Source organism: Stenotrophomonas sp. STEN038 (genome assembly GCF_056759895.1).
The window spans coordinates 32621-48523 of the sequence record NZ_JBRRDW010000036.1; the positions used below are offsets into that span (position 1 = coordinate 32621).

General features: G+C 64.2%; 12 protein-coding genes. 7 read left to right on the forward strand and 5 right to left on the reverse strand.

Translation table 11 applies throughout. The annotated features are described in order from the left end of the window. Nucleotides 1-4: 4 nt before the first annotated feature. Both ACVOLS_RS14770 and ACVOLS_RS14775 read right to left on the reverse strand, forming a co-directional pair. Nucleotides 5-3472, reverse strand: coding sequence for an efflux RND transporter permease subunit (locus ACVOLS_RS14770; protein WP_481546219.1), 3468 nt, complete (start codon nt 3470-3472; stop codon nt 5-7). Then, entirely contained in the window at nt 3469-4605 is a 1137-nt protein-coding gene (locus tag ACVOLS_RS14775; protein ID WP_481546220.1) for an efflux RND transporter periplasmic adaptor subunit, read from the reverse strand. Before ACVOLS_RS14775 ends, ACVOLS_RS14770 begins: the two co-directional genes overlap by 4 nt. Before the next feature lie 223 nt (nt 4606-4828). Here ACVOLS_RS14775 and ACVOLS_RS14780 point away from each other — a divergent pair, with 223 nt between their 5' ends. From ACVOLS_RS14780 to ACVOLS_RS14790, 3 genes are all read left to right on the forward strand, one after another. Next, nucleotides 4829-5221, forward strand: coding sequence for a c-type cytochrome (locus tag ACVOLS_RS14780; protein ID WP_481546221.1), 393 nt, complete (start codon nt 4829-4831; stop codon nt 5219-5221). 9 nt (nt 5222-5230) lie between these two features. Then, complete coding sequence (locus ACVOLS_RS14785) at nt 5231-5692, forward strand: c-type cytochrome (protein ID WP_481546222.1); 462 nt, start codon at nt 5231-5233, stop codon at nt 5690-5692. A gap of 195 nt (nt 5693-5887) precedes the next feature. Next, nucleotides 5888-6172, forward strand: a complete 285-nt coding sequence (locus ACVOLS_RS14790) for a hypothetical protein (RefSeq protein WP_481546223.1) — start codon at nt 5888-5890, stop codon at nt 6170-6172. Nucleotides 6173-6424: 252 nt separating this feature from the next. Here ACVOLS_RS14790 and ACVOLS_RS14795 read toward each other — a convergent pair whose 3' ends face one another. Both ACVOLS_RS14795 and ACVOLS_RS14800 read right to left on the reverse strand, forming a co-directional pair. Then, on the reverse strand, nt 6425-8224 hold the full coding sequence (locus ACVOLS_RS14795) for a hypothetical protein (protein WP_481546224.1): 1800 nt from the start codon (nt 8222-8224) through the stop codon (nt 6425-6427). A 13-nt stretch (nt 8225-8237) separates the two neighbouring features. Further along, complete coding sequence (locus ACVOLS_RS14800) at nt 8238-8837, reverse strand: NfuA family Fe-S biogenesis protein (RefSeq protein ID WP_481546225.1); 600 nt, start codon at nt 8835-8837, stop codon at nt 8238-8240. An 88-nt stretch (nt 8838-8925) separates the two neighbouring features. Here ACVOLS_RS14800 and ACVOLS_RS14805 point away from each other — a divergent pair, with 88 nt between their 5' ends. From ACVOLS_RS14805 to zupT, 3 genes are read left to right on the forward strand one after another with little or no spacing between them, the layout of a single operon-like run. Next, nucleotides 8926-9273 carry a 4a-hydroxytetrahydrobiopterin dehydratase gene (locus ACVOLS_RS14805; RefSeq protein WP_481514891.1) on the forward strand — a complete coding sequence of 116 codons (348 nt, stop codon included), beginning with the start codon at nt 8926-8928 and terminating at the stop codon, nt 9271-9273. A gap of 1 nt (nt 9274) precedes the next feature. Next, nucleotides 9275-9691, forward strand: coding sequence for an energy transducer TonB (locus ACVOLS_RS14810; RefSeq protein WP_481546226.1), 417 nt, complete (start codon nt 9275-9277; stop codon nt 9689-9691). 9 nt (nt 9692-9700) lie between these two features. Next, nucleotides 9701-10510 (forward strand): zinc transporter ZupT, encoded by an 810-nt coding sequence (gene zupT / locus ACVOLS_RS14815; protein WP_481534962.1) that lies wholly within the window; start codon nt 9701-9703, stop codon nt 10508-10510. Nucleotides 10511-10690: 180 nt separating this feature from the next. On the opposite strand, the gene ACVOLS_RS14820 is transcribed toward zupT, so the two are convergent. Beyond that, nucleotides 10691-11662: an RluA family pseudouridine synthase gene (locus tag ACVOLS_RS14820; RefSeq protein WP_481546227.1), complete on the reverse strand. Its 972-nt coding sequence runs from the start codon at nt 11660-11662 to the stop codon at nt 10691-10693. Between the two features lie 410 nt (nt 11663-12072). Between ACVOLS_RS14820 and rne the strand changes: the two genes are divergently transcribed. Next, nucleotides 12073-15324 carry a ribonuclease E gene (rne, locus tag ACVOLS_RS14825; protein WP_481546228.1) on the forward strand — a complete coding sequence of 1084 codons (3252 nt, stop codon included), beginning with the start codon at nt 12073-12075 and terminating at the stop codon, nt 15322-15324. Nucleotides 15325-15903 lie beyond the last annotated feature (579 nt).

A 15903-nucleotide genomic window follows, 5' to 3' on the forward strand; every position in this document is an offset into this window, starting at 1 on the left:
CCGCTCAGTCCTTGATGCCGCCGATGGGATCCTGCTCATGGCTCAGCACCTGCTCGGCCTGGGCCATCGCCTGGCGTGCACGACGGCCGCGCTCGGCGTAGTACTCGTCCGGTTTGCGGTCCAGCAGGTCATACACCACCGGGATCACCAGCAGGGTCAACATGGTCGAGACCAGCAAGCCGCCGATCACCGTGATCGCCATCGGCGAGCGCACTTCGGCACCTTCACCGAAGGCCAGGGCCAGCGGCAGGAAGCCGAACACCGCGCACAGCGTGGTCATCATGATCGGACGCAGACGCGAACGTGCGCCCTCAACCAGGGCCTCACGCTTGGCAACGCCCTCTTCGCGCAGCTGGTTGACCTTGTCGATCAGGATGATGGCGTTCTTCACCACCAAACCGACCAATAGAATCAAGCCGATGAACACCACCACCGAGACCGGCGAACGCGCCAGCAGCAAAGCTGCCACAGCACCAACCAGTGCGAGCGGAATGGTGAACAGAATCACGAAGGGATGCAGCAGCGATTCGAACTGCGATGCCATCACCAGGTAGACCAGGAACACCGCCAATGCAAAGGCAAACAGCAGCGAGCGGATCGACTCGCCCAGCTCCTGGCCCTGGCCACCGATGTGCATGCCTACGTCGGTGCCCAGCGGGTTCTTGGCGACCATGCTCTGCACTTCGGTGATGGCCTTGCCCAGGTCGATATCGCGCAGGTTGGCCGAGACAATCGCCACGCGACGCTGGTCAGCGCGGTGGATCTCGCTCGGACCGGTGGTGGCGATGACGTCAGCCACCGAGCCCAGCTCGATTGACTTGGCACCGGTCGGGTTGACGATCAGGCGGCGGATGTCGTTCACCGACGAACGTTCCGACTCCTGCACACGCACCAGCACGTCGATCTTGCGATCACGGAAGCTGTAGCGGGTGGCGACATTGCCCTTGACCTTGTTGACCACCGCATCGGCGATCTGACGTGTGGTCAGGCCCAGTGCCGCAGCACGGTCCTGATCGAACACCACCTGGATTTCAGGGAAGCCCTGCTCCACCGTCGACTTGACGTCGGCGTAGTGCGGGTTCTCGCGCAGCATGCCGGCCAGGCGATTGCCGGCGACGCGGATGTCTTCGAGATTATTGCCCTCGATTTCGATTTCCAGCGGCGGCGACAGCGCGAACAGCTCCGGGCGGGCGAAATCCACCTGTGCTGATGGCCAGGCCTTCATGGTTTCGCGCAGCTTCTCGGTCAGTGCCGGCTCCAGCTTGGTGTCATTCATCACCACCGACAGCTTGCCGATGTTCTCGCCACTCTCGGTCGGGCTGGCATCCAGGCGGGTACCGGTACCGGAGACGCCGTACAGCAGGCGCACACCCTCTTCGCCAGCATGCTTGCGCTGTACTTCGCGTACCAATGCATCGGTCTGTGCCAGCGGCGTGCCGGGCGGCAGCTTGGCAGTCATCTCGAAGCGGTCCTGGGCCAGCTGCGGCAGCAGGTCCACGCCCAGCAACGGCAACGCTGCCAAGGTCAGGCCAAAGGCCAGGGTTGCAAAACCGAGGATCGGCCACGGACGCTTCAGTGCTGCCGGCAGCGCGCGCAGATAGCCAGCCTCAGCGCGGCCATACGGCGCCATCGCCAGGTCACTTGCCTTGCGCATCACCGGGCCGACCACCGCGGCGATGCCACGGAAGATCCGCACCACGCTCCAGGCCAGGAAATAGAAGCCATAGCGGAACATCGCGCCGATGCCACGGCCTGCATAGGCAGCCGGCTTCTTCCAGCGGCTTTGCGGACGCCACGGCTCACGCGGGTCTTCGGCCGGGAACTCCAACGGCGGACGGCCCTTCAGCGCGCTCAGCATTGGAATCAACGTCATCGACACCACCAGCGACACCGCGATGGCGATCGACACGGTCAAGGCCTGGTCACGGAACAACTGGCCGGCGATGCCTTCGACGAATACCAGCGGCAGGAACACCGCGATGGTGGTCAGGGTCGAGGCAACCACTGCCATGAACACTTCACGGGTGCCCTTGATCGCCGCTTCCAGGATGCCCATGCCGCGCTCGCGCGCCTTGGCGATGGACTCCAGCACCACGATCGAGTCATCCACCACCAGGCCGGTGGCAAGCGCCAGACCGCCCAGCGACATCACGTTCAAGCTCAGGCCGAGCTGGCCCATGAAGAAGAACGTGGCGATGATCGAGATCGGCAGCGACAGCGAGATCACGAAGGTGCTCCAACCATCGCGCAGGAACAGGAAGATGATCAGCACCGACAGCAAGCCGCCGATCACCGCATCGATCTTGACGTCCTTGATGGCGTGGCGGATGAAGACCGACTGGTCCTCCACCATCGTCATCTCGATGTCCTTGGGCATTTCCTTGCGGATGGTTTCGAGCTTGGCTTCCAGTGCATCGGCAGTGGAAACGGTATTGGCGTCGCCTTCCTTGTAGACCGCGAGTTCGACCGCTTCATGGCCGGCAGCGCGGATCACCGCTTCGCGCTCCTTGTAGCCCTGGCGCACCTCGGCCACGTCCTTCAAGCGCACGCTGGGCGCGCTGCTGCTGCCATCACTGCGCATCGCCGCGATCACATTGGGATCGCTGCTGCCGAGGATGGCCGACATCAGCTGGCGGTTCTCACCGGTCGAGCTGGCAGTGCTGGAGCCGCTGGCCGTGGTCAGCAGCATCTCGCGCATCTGTTCGACGGTGGCGAACTGGTTGACGGTACGCACCAGGTAACGCTGCGAACCTTCTTCCAGACGACCGCCGGACAGGTTCACGTTCTCCTGCTGCAGGCGCTGGATCACCGTGTCCAACGACAGACCGAGCGCAGCCAGCTTGCGCTGGTCGATATCGACCTGGATCTCGTCTTCCAGACCACCGCCGACCTTGACCGCAGCCACACCGCTGACCGGCTCAAGCTTGCGCTTGAGATCTTCATCGGCATAGCGTCGCAGTTCCATCAGGCGACGCACGGCATCGGCGTCGTTGCCTGCTTCCTGCTTGGACGACAGCGCCAACCGCATGATCGGCTGGGTCGAGGGATTGAAGCGCAGCAGCACCGGCGGCTTGGCCTCCAGCGGCAGCTGCAGCGTCTCCATCTTGTCGCGCACGTCGAGCCCGGCCTGCTGCATGTCCGTGCCCCAGGCGAACTCCAGCACCACGTCGCTTTGACCGGTGCGCGAGATCGACTTGAGCTTGCGCAGGCCCTTGACGATGCCCAGCGCTTCTTCGGCCGGCTGCGAAATCAGGGTTTCCACCTCGGCCGGCGCCGCACCTTCGTAATCGGTACGCACGGTCAGGGTGGGATAGCTCAGGTCCGGCAGCAGTTCGACCTTCAGGCTGGACAGCGAGATCAGGCCAAACAACACCAGGGTCAGCGTCATCATCGCGATGGTGACGCGGCGGCGGGTGGCGAACTCGATCAGATCGAAGCCACCGCCGGAAGCCGACGGTCCGTGGTCACTCATTGTTTGGTCGCCTGTGCAGCTGCCGGCGCCTTGGCCGCCGCTGCGACCGCCTTCTCCTTGCCGATCACCTGCACCGCACTGCCTTCACGCAGTGCTGCCTTGCCGGCGATGACGACTTCATCACCCTGCTTCAGACCGTTGCGTACTTCGATGAAGCCAGCGTCGTCGTAACCCAGGGCCAGCTCGGTACGCACGGCCTTGCCGTCACGCACCACGTAGACCGCCGGCTTGCCACCGTCTTCCAGCAGTGCGGTACGCGGCACCACCAGTGCATCGGCGCGCTGGTCGTAGTTGATGCTCAGGCGACCGAACATGCCGGCCTGCAGTGCTTCTTCGCCGGTGAAGGTGGTCACCACGCGGAACGTACCGGTGCCGTTGTCGACCACCGGCGCAACGCGATCCACAGTACCGGTGAACGGCTTGCCAGGCAGCGCATCTACCTGCAGCGACACGGCCTGGCCCGGCTTGAGCTTGGCGATCTCGCGCTCCGGCACATTGAGGGTGGCTTCCAGCTGCGCGCTGTCGACGATGCGGATGATCGGCGAGTTGATCTGCACGAAGTTGCCCGGCTTGATGTCACGCGAGGCGACCACGCCCGAGATCGGCGCGACCACCGTCGTGTAGGACAACTCCAGCGTCGCCATCCGGTACATCGCCCGCGCGTTCTCCAGGTCATAGCGCAACTGGTCCACATCGGCGGCACTGACCAGCTGTTGCTGCACCAGCTTCTCGGCGCGGTGATAGCTGTTCTCCAGCTTGCGCATCTGCGCTTCGCTCTGTGCCACGCTCAGGCGCGCGCGGTCCGGGTCCAACCGAACCAGCGGTTGCCCAGCGCGTACCAGCTGGCCTTCTTCGACCAGCACCGCCAGGGCCACGCCGGAGGTCTTGGCGACCACCTGCGATTCAGCGCGCGGCTCCAACGCCGCGGTACCGGTATAGCTGGCGGCAATGGCACGGCGCTCGGCCTTGGCCACTTCCACCGGCACGGCATCACTGGCCTTCTGCTCATCCGGCGTCTTGGCCTTGGCTTCCTCGCCACCGGCTTTGCAACCGCCAAGCAACAGGGAAGTGGTGATCAGGAGTGCAGCAGCACAGCTTCCGGTGCGGGCGTGCAGAGTGAAAAGTCGCGACATCGTCTTGTCCCTGGGGATGCGTAGGCAGGTGTTGTAGCAAAGTATTGCACCACCCCACATCAACACCATGCCCCGAAAGTCATGGGTACCTGCACCTTATGGTTCCACCTACCGCATTGCAGCATCCAAGTGCCTGTTCCGAACGGGTAAATACGCGGGCTATACTCGGCCCGTTCCGTATCCCACGGCGGAACCCCAGACCCGCTTACCGGATAAGGAAACCATGCGCTCGCAGCCGCTCGCCGCTTGTTTCGCTCTGGCTTTTGCCCTGACCTTCGGGGCCGCCCAAGCTGATCCGCAGTCTGCTCCACCCGCCGTCGCCCCCGCCACTGCTGCCCCCGCCGCCACACCAGCAGCGGCCAGCACAGGCAATGCCGCCACCGGCCGGACCCTGGCCTATACCTGCCAAGGCTGCCACGGCATCACCGGCTACAAGAACGCCTACCCCAGCTACCGCGTGCCGAAGATCGGTGGGCAGTCGCCGCAATACCTGACCCAGGCGCTGACCGAGTACCGCGAAGGCAAGCGCAAGCATCCAACGATGCAGGCGCAATCGATGAGTTTCAGCCCGCAGGACATTGCTGATCTCTCCGCCTACCTGTCCACCCTCAAATAAGCGCCGACCATGACGAAAGCCACGCACGCACTGCGTTTGTCCATCGCCCTGTTCGCCGCCATGGGTCTGGCTGCCTGTACGCAGTCGCAGGTCGAGTCCAGCGGCAAATCCGCGGCCGACCCCGGCCATGCCAGCGGTGAACACGGATCCAGTTCCTCCGCTGGCCTGCCGGCCGGCCGCATCGCCGCCGGTGAGCACCTGGCCGCTGCCAAGGGCAAGGCCACCGGGCAGAGTTGCATCGACTGCCACGGCGCCGACGGCAACAATCCGATCGACCCGACCTACCCCAAGCTCGGCGGCCAGTACGGCGACTACCTCGCCCACGCGCTGCAGGCCTACCGTGCCAGCACCCGCGACCACATGCTGATGACCCCGCAGGCGCAGAACCTGAGCGATCAGGACATCGCGGACCTCGCAGCCTACTTCGGCTCACGTCCCAGCCAGTTGCGCGACCTGCACGGCGTGGACTGACAACAGCCATCGCAGCACCACACTGAAACAACAAAGCCGCCCTTGGGCGGCTTTGTTCTCAATACGCTTCGCACTGTTTGTGGAAGCGGCGGCAGCCGCGAAGCTGACATTGTTGGAGCACCACTCATTTATGCCATCTGAAGCGCCACCTGCTTCGCGGCTTACGCCAGCCCCACAACGGATACCTGATCGCACATGCCACTTTATCGATGCTTGATCTGCGGCGAAAACTTCCCAGGCGCCCTTTTGGGCAAGCTCGAGCCCATCGGCTTCTACGCAACCCGCTTTACAGAGGCAGCAACTCCGGGCGAGGCAGAAGCACAGGTTCTGGATCTGTTACGGAACGAAGATGTGCTGAATATTCCTGCTGAACTACGCAACGAAGACGCCAGGGTTTTCTTCGAGGAGATCGCGGAGGTCAGCGCCGACAACGAGCGCGTGCCGAACTCCGGTTTCACATTCTTCGTCATGGGCAGCTGAATTCCGGAAGACAAAGGCAGCTGCAGCTGTGCATCAACAGCCCCAGGTGCGCTGTGCTTACCTGAGCTACGTTGTTTGGTCTGCACGCACGATGCACCAAGCACCGCCTGTGGGAGCGGTGTAAGCCGCGAAGCGGGCATTGCCGAAACCTCCAGCATCTGCGGCATCTGATTGGCTATGTGCTTCGCGGCTTACGCCGCTCCCACAAACACGTTGAAAGGATGCGACACACGGCACGCCGCGATCCAAGTTTCAGCGGCTGCCGTTGTCTTCCTGCAGCTCTTTCTTGAACGGGATATCCGGTGGCGGCCTTGCTTCCGCCGGCTGCTCCTGCATGTTCGGGTTGGTCAAGCCGCAGCCGCCGCCGAATTGCAGCATCGACACCACACAGGAAATCTTGCTCTTTGAGCCGGGGATCGGGATCTCCACGCTCTTGATGCCCTTGCGTACCCACTCGGCCAGCAAGGACTCGTTCGGGGCCCAGTACTTGTCGAACGAGGTTGGTGTGTAGTCATACGGCGGGCGCTTGAGCCAGGTGCCGGACTCGGCAATGCGCTCGCGGCTCCAGCTATCGGCATCACCACCCGGTGCGCCACGCTTGGCGGCGTCCTGCGCCTGCCCCTCGTTGCCACCCAGCTTTACGCTGCCATCGGCATTGAACAATCCCGTACCCCTGTCAGCCTGACCGCCAGCGCTACCGGCAACCTGTCGCTGCGCGGCACCCCAATCATCGCCACGATTTGGCGCCGCCCAACCGCCGCTGCGATCCAGCGGCTTGGGACCTGCACCTGTGCTGGTTCCAGCGCGCGGACTTGGATTGGCCGCCGCCTGCCCGCCAGTGCGCGACGGGCTGGTCGATGCACTTGCTGCCGGTGTACCGGTTGATGCCTGCGTCGCAGCAGCTGCAGACGTCGCCGCGTGCGCGGCGGGCTTGTCCGGCACCCCGGGTACCGCACGCTCACGCACTGCCATCGTCGGCGCCTTTACTTGTACCTGGGCAGCGGGCACTGGCAGCGCCGCCATCGCCACCGATTCCTGCGTTGCGGTTTCAACCTGACGTTCGCGCACACCAAACTCAGGCGTGCGAATCTGCACCTGCGTTTCTCGCGCACGCGGCTGAACTACCGCTACTGGTTGCTGCGTGGCCACTTCGATCTGGCGTTCGCGGACCTGCACCTGGGTCGAACGCAGCTGCACTGCAACTTCCGTGGGCTGGCGTAGCGCCGGGGTTGGCTGCGGACGATCAACCGCGGTTTCGATCGTGCGTTCGCGCACCTGGGCTTGGCTGCTGCGCAACGCAGGCGCAGTGACCGTGGCTGGAGGCACCACGAACTCACTGGTCGGCCGGCTTGTCTCTGTCACCTGCAGCGGCTGCTCGCTGGCGGTTGGCGGCTCCGGCACTGGCTTGGATGCATCAATCTGCATCCACTCAGGCTCGAATGTTGGCTCAGCAGACGCCGCATTGGCCTGCGCAGCGCTTGCAGCCGGGGCTTCAACCGATTCCTGTGCTGTTGGCGCCGATGACTCAGCCGCAGCAGCCCCAGACTGCGCTGCAACTGCCGCCTGCGCACCCGCCGCCTCGGCAGCCTGCGGGGCACCACCGCCCTCTTCGTCCGGCGTACCGCGCCCGATATATTCCACCTGCACGCGCTCGCCTTCTTCGGCGTCCGGTTCCGGCACATTGCTGCGCACCAGCGCCACCCACAGCAACAGCAGCGCGAACAGCACATGCAGGCCGGCACTGAAGAACCCGGCAAACCAACGCAGGCCGCGCTGATCGCGCGGCGGCGGTTCACCCCCATTCCAGAACAGCAACACGATGTGTTGCCACAATGGCAACGGCGCAGCTGCAGCCTCGCGTGGTCGCGGCGGTCGAGCTGCCATGGCATCGGCAGCATCGGCATCGACAAACGCGGACAGCCCCTTGGACACACGCGTGCGCAGCCAGTTGCTCCAGCTGTACGGCATGCCGGTACGACGATCGTGCAGGATGCTGGTCTGCCGGCGCGAGGCCAGCAGATTGATCAGCTCGGTAACCGATGTCACCGGCATGCGTGGTAGCGGCTCAGCCCGCGCCGTCGCGCGGAATATACGGGGCCTGACCGGTTTCGTGGTCGGTGGCGTCACGCACGGCGGTGATGCCCGGCACCCGGCCCATCAAGGTCTTCTCGATCCCCTGCTTCAAGGTCACATCCGCCATGCCGCAGCCGTGGCAGCCACCACCGAAGCGCAGCAGCACCACGCCATCGGCTGATACTTCCTGTACTGCGACGCGGCCGCCATGCGATGCCAGCTGCGGATTGATTTCGTTTTCAATCACCCAACGCACACGCTCGACGATGGACGCTGCATCACCGGGGGCTTCGCCTTTGATCTTGGGCGCCTTGATGGTCAGCTGCTGGGTGCCGGCCGCCTGGGTGACGAAATCGATCTCGGCGCCGTCCAACCACGCCACGCTGGTGGCAGCGATATACAAAGTGAAGCCATCGCAGTCCACGGCCCATTCGTCACCGAGCAGGTCAGCCGGCTCGGCAAATTCAAGGCGCGCATCCGCGCTTGGGGTGCCCGGGTCCATCGCGCTGAGTCGCACGCCCATCCCGGGCACGGCCTCGCGTTCGATCAACTTGCGGAAATGCGTTTGGGCGGTATCTGAGATCTGGATCATGCGGGTATTCTAGCCGTGTCTTGGTTGCCATCGATGGGACAGTGATTCCAACGTCGGCACAGTTCAGTCACCTGTTATGGAGGTATGCATGGCCCCTGATCTCATCCCGCTGGCACAAGCGCACTGCAGCCCGCGCCGGGGCAGCGAATATCGCCTCAGCCAGGCCCGCGTCGCCGAGCTGCTGCCGCAGGTCCCGGGTTGGGAGCTGGCCGAGAACGGCCAGGCCCTGACCCGTACATTCCGCTTTGACAACTACCACGGCACCATGGCATTCGTGAACGCGCTTGCCTGGGTTGCGCACCGCGAAGACCACCACCCCGACCTGGGCGTGCACTACGACCGTGCCGTTGTGCGCTTTTCCACCCACGATGTAGGCGGCCTGAGCGAGAACGACTTCATCTGTGCCGCCAAGGCATCCGCATTAACGGAGCAATGACATGAAACTGCGTCTGCTGTTCGCTGCATTGGGCACCGTGGCCGCCTTGAGCGCCTGCAACTCCTCCGACCAACCGGCGGTGCCGACCGTCGCCCCGACCGAAGTAGCCGCCGTGCAAACCCCGCCACCGGACTATCCGGCCGAACTGGCCTGCACCGGCGTTGGCGGCAAGAGCGTGCTGCGCGTGGTGGTTGGCCCGCAGGGCACGCCTACCGAGGTGTCGCTGGTCACCAGCAGCGGCAACAGCCAGCTGGACGACTCCGCCGCGCGTCGCGTGCGCGAGTGGAAATTCAACCCAGCCACCCGTAACGGCCAGCCGGTGCCGACCACCATCCAGGTACCGGTCAGCTTCAACCCGCCGGACCCGAAGCCGAATGAGTGCTTTGCCATCGAAGAACGCGCGCGTCGTGGCGGCTGATCGCGACTGATGCATCCAGTTACCCCCGAAAATCTATGGATGGCCTTCGGGCTGACCCTGGCTGCCGGCCTGGCTACCACCGTCGGCAGCCTGATGGTGGTGTTCTCCAGGCGGCCCAACCCGCGCCTGCTGGCCTTTGGCCTGGCCTTTGCCGGCGGCGCGATGGTCTATGTGTCGCTGTCGGAGATCCTGAACAAGTCCGTGGCTTCTTTTGCACTGGCATACGGCGACCGTCTCGGCTTCACCTACGGCACGCTCTGGTTCCTGGGCGGCGTGCTGCTGGTCGTATTGATCGACCATTTCGTGCCCAACCCGCACGAAACCCTGGACAAGCAGGACCCGGCATTCAAGGAAAAGACCCGCAGCAACATCCGCCGGGTCGGCCTGCTCAGCGCGGTGGCGATTACCGCACACAACTTCCCGGAAGGCCTGGCAACCTTCTTCGCCACGCTGGAAAGCCCGTCGGTCGGCCTGCCACTGGCCTTCGCCATCGCCATCCACAACATCCCGGAAGGCATCGCCATCGCCGTGCCGGTGTACTTCGCCACCGGGCGCAAGTCCTATGCGGTTTTCGCCAGCCTGCTGTCGGGGCTGGCCGAGCCAGTTGGCGCCGCCATTGGCTATTTCGCCTTGGCCGGCTCGCTGTCCCACGCCACCTTCGGCGCGGTGTTCGGGCTGATCTCGGGCATCATGGTGTTCCTGGCCCTGGATGAACTACTGCCGGCGGCCAAGCGTTACGCCAAGGGCCATGAGACCGTGTACGGACTGGTGATCGGCATGGCCACGATCGCGGTGAGTCTTGTGTTGTTCAAGTGGTAGTGAGGCAGGGAGCGACACGCAACCCTGCCAGATCCGGAACCGGTTCCTTTGTGGGAGCGGCGTAAGCCGCGAAGCCCACACACCATCAGATATCCGGGATGCGAGAGGCTCCAAGCAAGGTCAGCTTCGCGGCTCACGCCGCTCCCACAAACCCTTGCCCCCAATCCCGGCTTCAGGCCTTCAAAGCCTGTTCATCGCCTCAACCAGATCCTGCGGCAGCGGCGCATTCAATACATAAGGTGTCTTGCCGCCATCCAGCGCGAACTCCAGCGAGGCCGCGTGCAGGAACAGGCGTTTCAGCCCGATCTGCTCACGAAAGCGCTTGTTGACTGCAGGATCGCCGTATTTGTCGTCACCGGCCACCGGATGGCCGATGTGCTGGGCATGCACGCGGATCTGGTGGGTGCGGCCGGTTTCGATCCGGACTTCGCAGTAGGATTGCCCGCCGCGACGTTCCAACACCTTGAAATGACTCAGCGACGGCTTGCCGATCGCATTCACCTGGACATGGCGCTCGCCGCCCTGACGCAGGCCGACATGCAGCGGCGCGTCCACACTCATCACGCCATCGGGCATACGCCCGGCCAGCAAGGTCAGGTAGCGCTTCTGGATGCCGCCATGGTCTTCACGCAGCAAGGCCTGCAGCTCGACCAGGGCCGAGCGCTTCTTGGCCAGGATCAGCAGACCAGAAGTATCCCGGTCCAGCCGGTGCACCAGCTCCAGGTTCATGTTCGGGCGTAGCGCCCGCATGGTCTCGATCGCACCGTGGCTGATGCCGCTGCCGCCGTGGCTGGCCACTCCGGTCGGCTTGTTGATCACCAACAGCTTCGCATCCTCGAAGACGATGGCTTCTTCCATACGCTGCAGGAAGCTGCTCGGTGGCGGCGCCTTGTCTCCAATCTCATTGAGATTGACCGGCGGGATGCGCACCTCTTCACCGCCGTCCAGCTTGCGGTCGGCCTTGGCACGGCCGCCATTCACACGAACCTGGCCACTGCGGACCAGTTTGTAGACCAGGCTGCGTGGCGCGCCCTTCAGCTGACCCAACAAAAAGTTGTCCAGTCGCTGGCCTGCCCTGTCTTCGGGCACTTTGATCATGCGCACGCTGCTCTTGGCGGCAGGCGGTGCGTGGGGCTTGTCGGAATCAGTCATCGGCCTATTTATTCTGCTACACTCGGGGGGCGATATAAGGGTTTGATTTCGTTGGAAGTTGGTCAGGGCCAGAAGCCCCGCTCCCTACGAATCCGGCACAGTGCGCGGCCACCGCCCCCGGGGCGGCCATGTTAGCGGCTCGTCGGCGTTCCCGGCCATCGCCGGATGCCAAAAAGCATCCGAGCTGGACGAAACCCATGTCCCGCGCGACGCCATCGGCCACGGCCGCGGGCGGACGCCGGCCCTGAAACACCTAAAACAAGAAAGAAGCGCTCCCGCGGCCTGCCGTGGTGTCGTAGCGCTGGAAACCCAAGCCGCCCTACCCGCGCCTGCGCGAATGGGCGGTGAACCGTGTCCAGAGGCGAAACCCCATGGCGTTCCGCGCGGTAGCAGCGCGCGAGGAACGCACAATGAAGCGAATGCTGATCAATGCCACGCAGGCTGAAGAACTGCGCGTGGCCATCGTCGACGGGCAAAACCTGTACGACATCGACATCGAGCAACCGTCCAAGGAACAGAAGAAGTCCAACATCTACAAGGGCCGCATCACCCGTCTTGAGCCGTCGCTCGAGGCCGCCTTTGTCGAGTACGGCGGTGACCGCCATGGCTTCCTGCCGCTCAAGGAAATCTCCCGCGACTATTTCCAGGCGGGCGTGGACCACAACAAGGCCTCCATCAAAGAACTCCTGCGCGAAGGCCAGGAAATCGTCGTGCAGGTCGACAAGGAAGAGCGTGGCAACAAGGGCGCCGCCCTGACCACCTTCATCTCCCTGGCCGGCCGCTACATGGTGCTGATGCCGAACTCTCCCTCAGCCGGCGGCGTGTCCCGTCGCATCGAGGGTGAAGACCGCGCCGCCCTGAAGGAAGCGCTGGACAAGCTCAACATCCCCGACGATATGGGCGTGATCATCCGCACCGCCGGCGTCGGCCGCGATGCCGAAGAGCTGCAGTGGGATCTGGACTATCTGCTGCAGGTCTGGCGCTCGATCGCCGAAGCCGCACTGACCAAGCCGGCCCCGTTCCTGATCTACCAGGAATCGCGCCTGATCGTGCGCGCCCTGCGCGACTACCTGCGCTCGGACGTCGGCGAGATCCTGGTCGACACCGAAGAGCTGTACGAGACCGCACGCGACTTCATGCAGCAGGTGATGCCGCAGACCCTGCGCAAGCTCAAGCATTACAAAGACGATATCCCGCTGTTCAACCGCTTCCAGATCGAATCGCAGATCGAGGCGATCTACGAGCGCAACGTGCGCCTGCCGTCCGGCGGTTCTATCGTGGTTGACCAGACCGAAGCGCTGACCGCGGTCGACGTCAACTCTGCCCGCTCCACCAAGGGCAGCGACATCGAAGACACCGCCTTCCAGACCAATCTGGAAGCGGCCGAAGAAGTCGCCCGCCAGCTGCGCCTGCGCGACCTGGGCGGTCTGGTGGTCATCGATTTCATCGACATGTCCTCCAGCAAGCACCAGCGCGAAGTCGAAAACCGCCTGCAGAATGCGCTGAAGTACGACCGCGCCCGCGTCCAGCTGGGCCGCATCTCGCGCTTCGGCCTGATGGAAATGAGCCGCCAGCGCCTGCGTCCGAGCCTGGGCGAATCCAGCCAGATCGTCTGCCCGCGTTGTGACGGCCAAGGCCGCATGCGCAGCATCGAGTCGCTGTCGCTGTCCATCATCCGCGTTGCCGAAGAGCATGCGATGAAGGAGAACACCGGACAGGTTCTGGTCCAGGCCCCGGTCGAGATCGCCAACTACCTGCTCAACGAGAAGCGCAGCGCCCTGCGTGAAATCGAGCAGCGTCACGACGCGCCCATCGTCATCGTTGCCGATGAGCAGTTGCACACCCCGCACTACGAAGTCACGCGCCTGCGCGACAACGAGCTGGGTGAAGAGTCGAGCAAGCCCAGCTACCAACGCGGTACCCCGCGCAAGCTGCCGGTGCATGCACTGACCAAGGCCCAGCTGAACATCCCGGCCCCGGCCGTGACCCACGTCAAGCACAGCCAGCCTGCGCCGATCCGTGAAGTCGTCGAAGCCGCCCCGGCTCCGGCACCGGTTGCCGCACCCGTCGCTCCCGCCGCTGGCGGCGTGATGGGTTGGCTGAAGCGCGTGTTCGGCGGCGAGCCGGCCCCGGCCGCACAGCCGGCACAGCCGCAGCGTCAGGACAACGGCCGCAACAACCGCAACGAGCGCGGCAACCAGCGCCGTGACGGCCGCAACGGCCAGCAGGGTCGCGGCGGCAACGGCAATGCAAATGCGGGTGGCAACGCCAACGGCAACCGCCGTGATGAGCAGCGCCGCGAAGATCGTCGCCAGAACGCCGAAAAGTCGCAGCAGCAGGCCCAGCCGCAGGCGCAGAACAACGCCCAGCAGCAACCCAAGCAGCGCAATGAGCAGCCGCGCGGAGAGCAGGCACAGCAGCAGCCCAAGCAGCAGCGCAACAACGAGCAGCAGCAGGCCAAACAACCCAAGCAGCCGAAGCAGCCCAAGCCGCAGCAGGACGCCGACAAGCAGGCACAGCAGCAGAACGTGCAGGGTGAGAAGCCCGCACGCCAGCAGCAGCCACAGCAGGAAGCCGCTCGCGCAGCTGCACCGGCCGTCGCAGCACCAGTCGTTGCCGCAGCAGCGATTGTTGCCAACGAAGCCGTTGCCAACACCGATGTCGTGGTGAAGGAAAACACCATTGCTGCCGAGATCGCCAAGCCGGCGGTCGTCTCCGAGGAGCAGCCGGCAGTAGCCGTGATCCTCGACGAGAACGGCAACCCGGTTGTTGCAGGCGAAGAAGCTGCCGGTGAAGCCGGTGGTCGCCGTCGTCGCGGTCGTCGCGGCGGTCGCCGTCGTCGTCGTGGCAACGGCGAAGGCGCCGCCAGCGGTGAGAACCTGGGCGCTGACGAGGACGGCCTGGAGGGTTTTGATGACGCCGATGGCGAAGTCAATGAAGCCCCGGCCAAGCCCGCCAGCAGCCAGCCCGAGTTCGAGTTCGACGACGAGCCCGCAACCCCGGCCGCGCCAGTGTCCGCTCCGGTAGCAGCAGCCAAGCCGGTTGTTTCCGCGCCCGTGCACGCCGCCGCTATTGTTACTGCAGCACCTGTCGCTGTTGTCGAAGCAGCTGCATCGGCACCGGTTACTGAAGCCCCGGTCGCTGAAGCCGTTGTCGCAGCAAGCGCACCGGCTCCAGTCGCTCCGGTCGAAGTGGCAGCTGCCGCTGAGCCGGTAGTCGTCAAGGCCGAGCAGGCGATCAGCGCTCCGGTGGAAACCGTCGCTGAAGCAGTCGTCGCAGCACCGGTGATCGCCACCGTGGAAGCGCCTGTCGCTGCCCCGCTAGTTGTCAGCGCACCGGCAGAAGTCGTCGCTGCACCGATCGTCCCGGTCGCCGCTGCTGAACCGGTCAACGCCGCACCAGCTCCGGTCAGCGTCCCGCAGCCGGAACCGGCCGCAGTGGTGGTTGCACAGCCTGCAGCTCCAGAAAACGGGCAGCTGTTCGCCCAGGCCCCGGCTGTTGAAGAAACGGCTGATAAGCCGGCCGTTGAAACTGCAGCACCAGCCGCCGCAGCTGCACCAACGCCTGTCGTTGTCGCTCCTGCCGTAGACGCGGAACGCGTCGCAGCAGAGGCGAATGCCGAAGCCAAGAAGCAGGAAGACGATCAGCCGCGCAGCGTCTGATCCAACCAAGCAGCTTGAAAGCAGAAAGCGGCCTCAGGGCCGCTTTCTGCTTTTCTGGGCCACGCATCACAGCGGCGAATGTTCCCCTTGTAGGAGCGGCGTGAGCCGCGAAGCACGTAGATCATCAAGGGGCACGGACCTTTGGCGCTTCAGCAACGCCAGCTTCGCGGCTTACGCCGCTCCTACAACACCGGGGTCGGCGTCTGATTTTTTGTAGGAGCGGCGTGAGCCGCGAAGCACATAGATCATCAGATGGCATAAGGCTTGGGGGCTTCACTAACGCCAGCTTCGCTGTTCACACCGCTCCCACAAACACACGGTCGCCCAATCATTCGCGCGCTCAAACAAAAAGAGCACAGCGCTATCGCTGTGCTCTTTTTGATTCGACTGCATTCGAAGGACGCTGTTCCGCAGAACGATGCCTGCAAGAAATGCTCTCGGCTCAAATCGCCTTGGTCGGATCACCAAGGGCGTGTCCGATTTTTTGTGTGTGAGGCGGTTTAGTCCGGAAGTCTCTTTCAGCGAGCCAGCGTGAATCGGTCTTCGTAGATTATCGCGAACTGGTTCATCGCCGCCTTC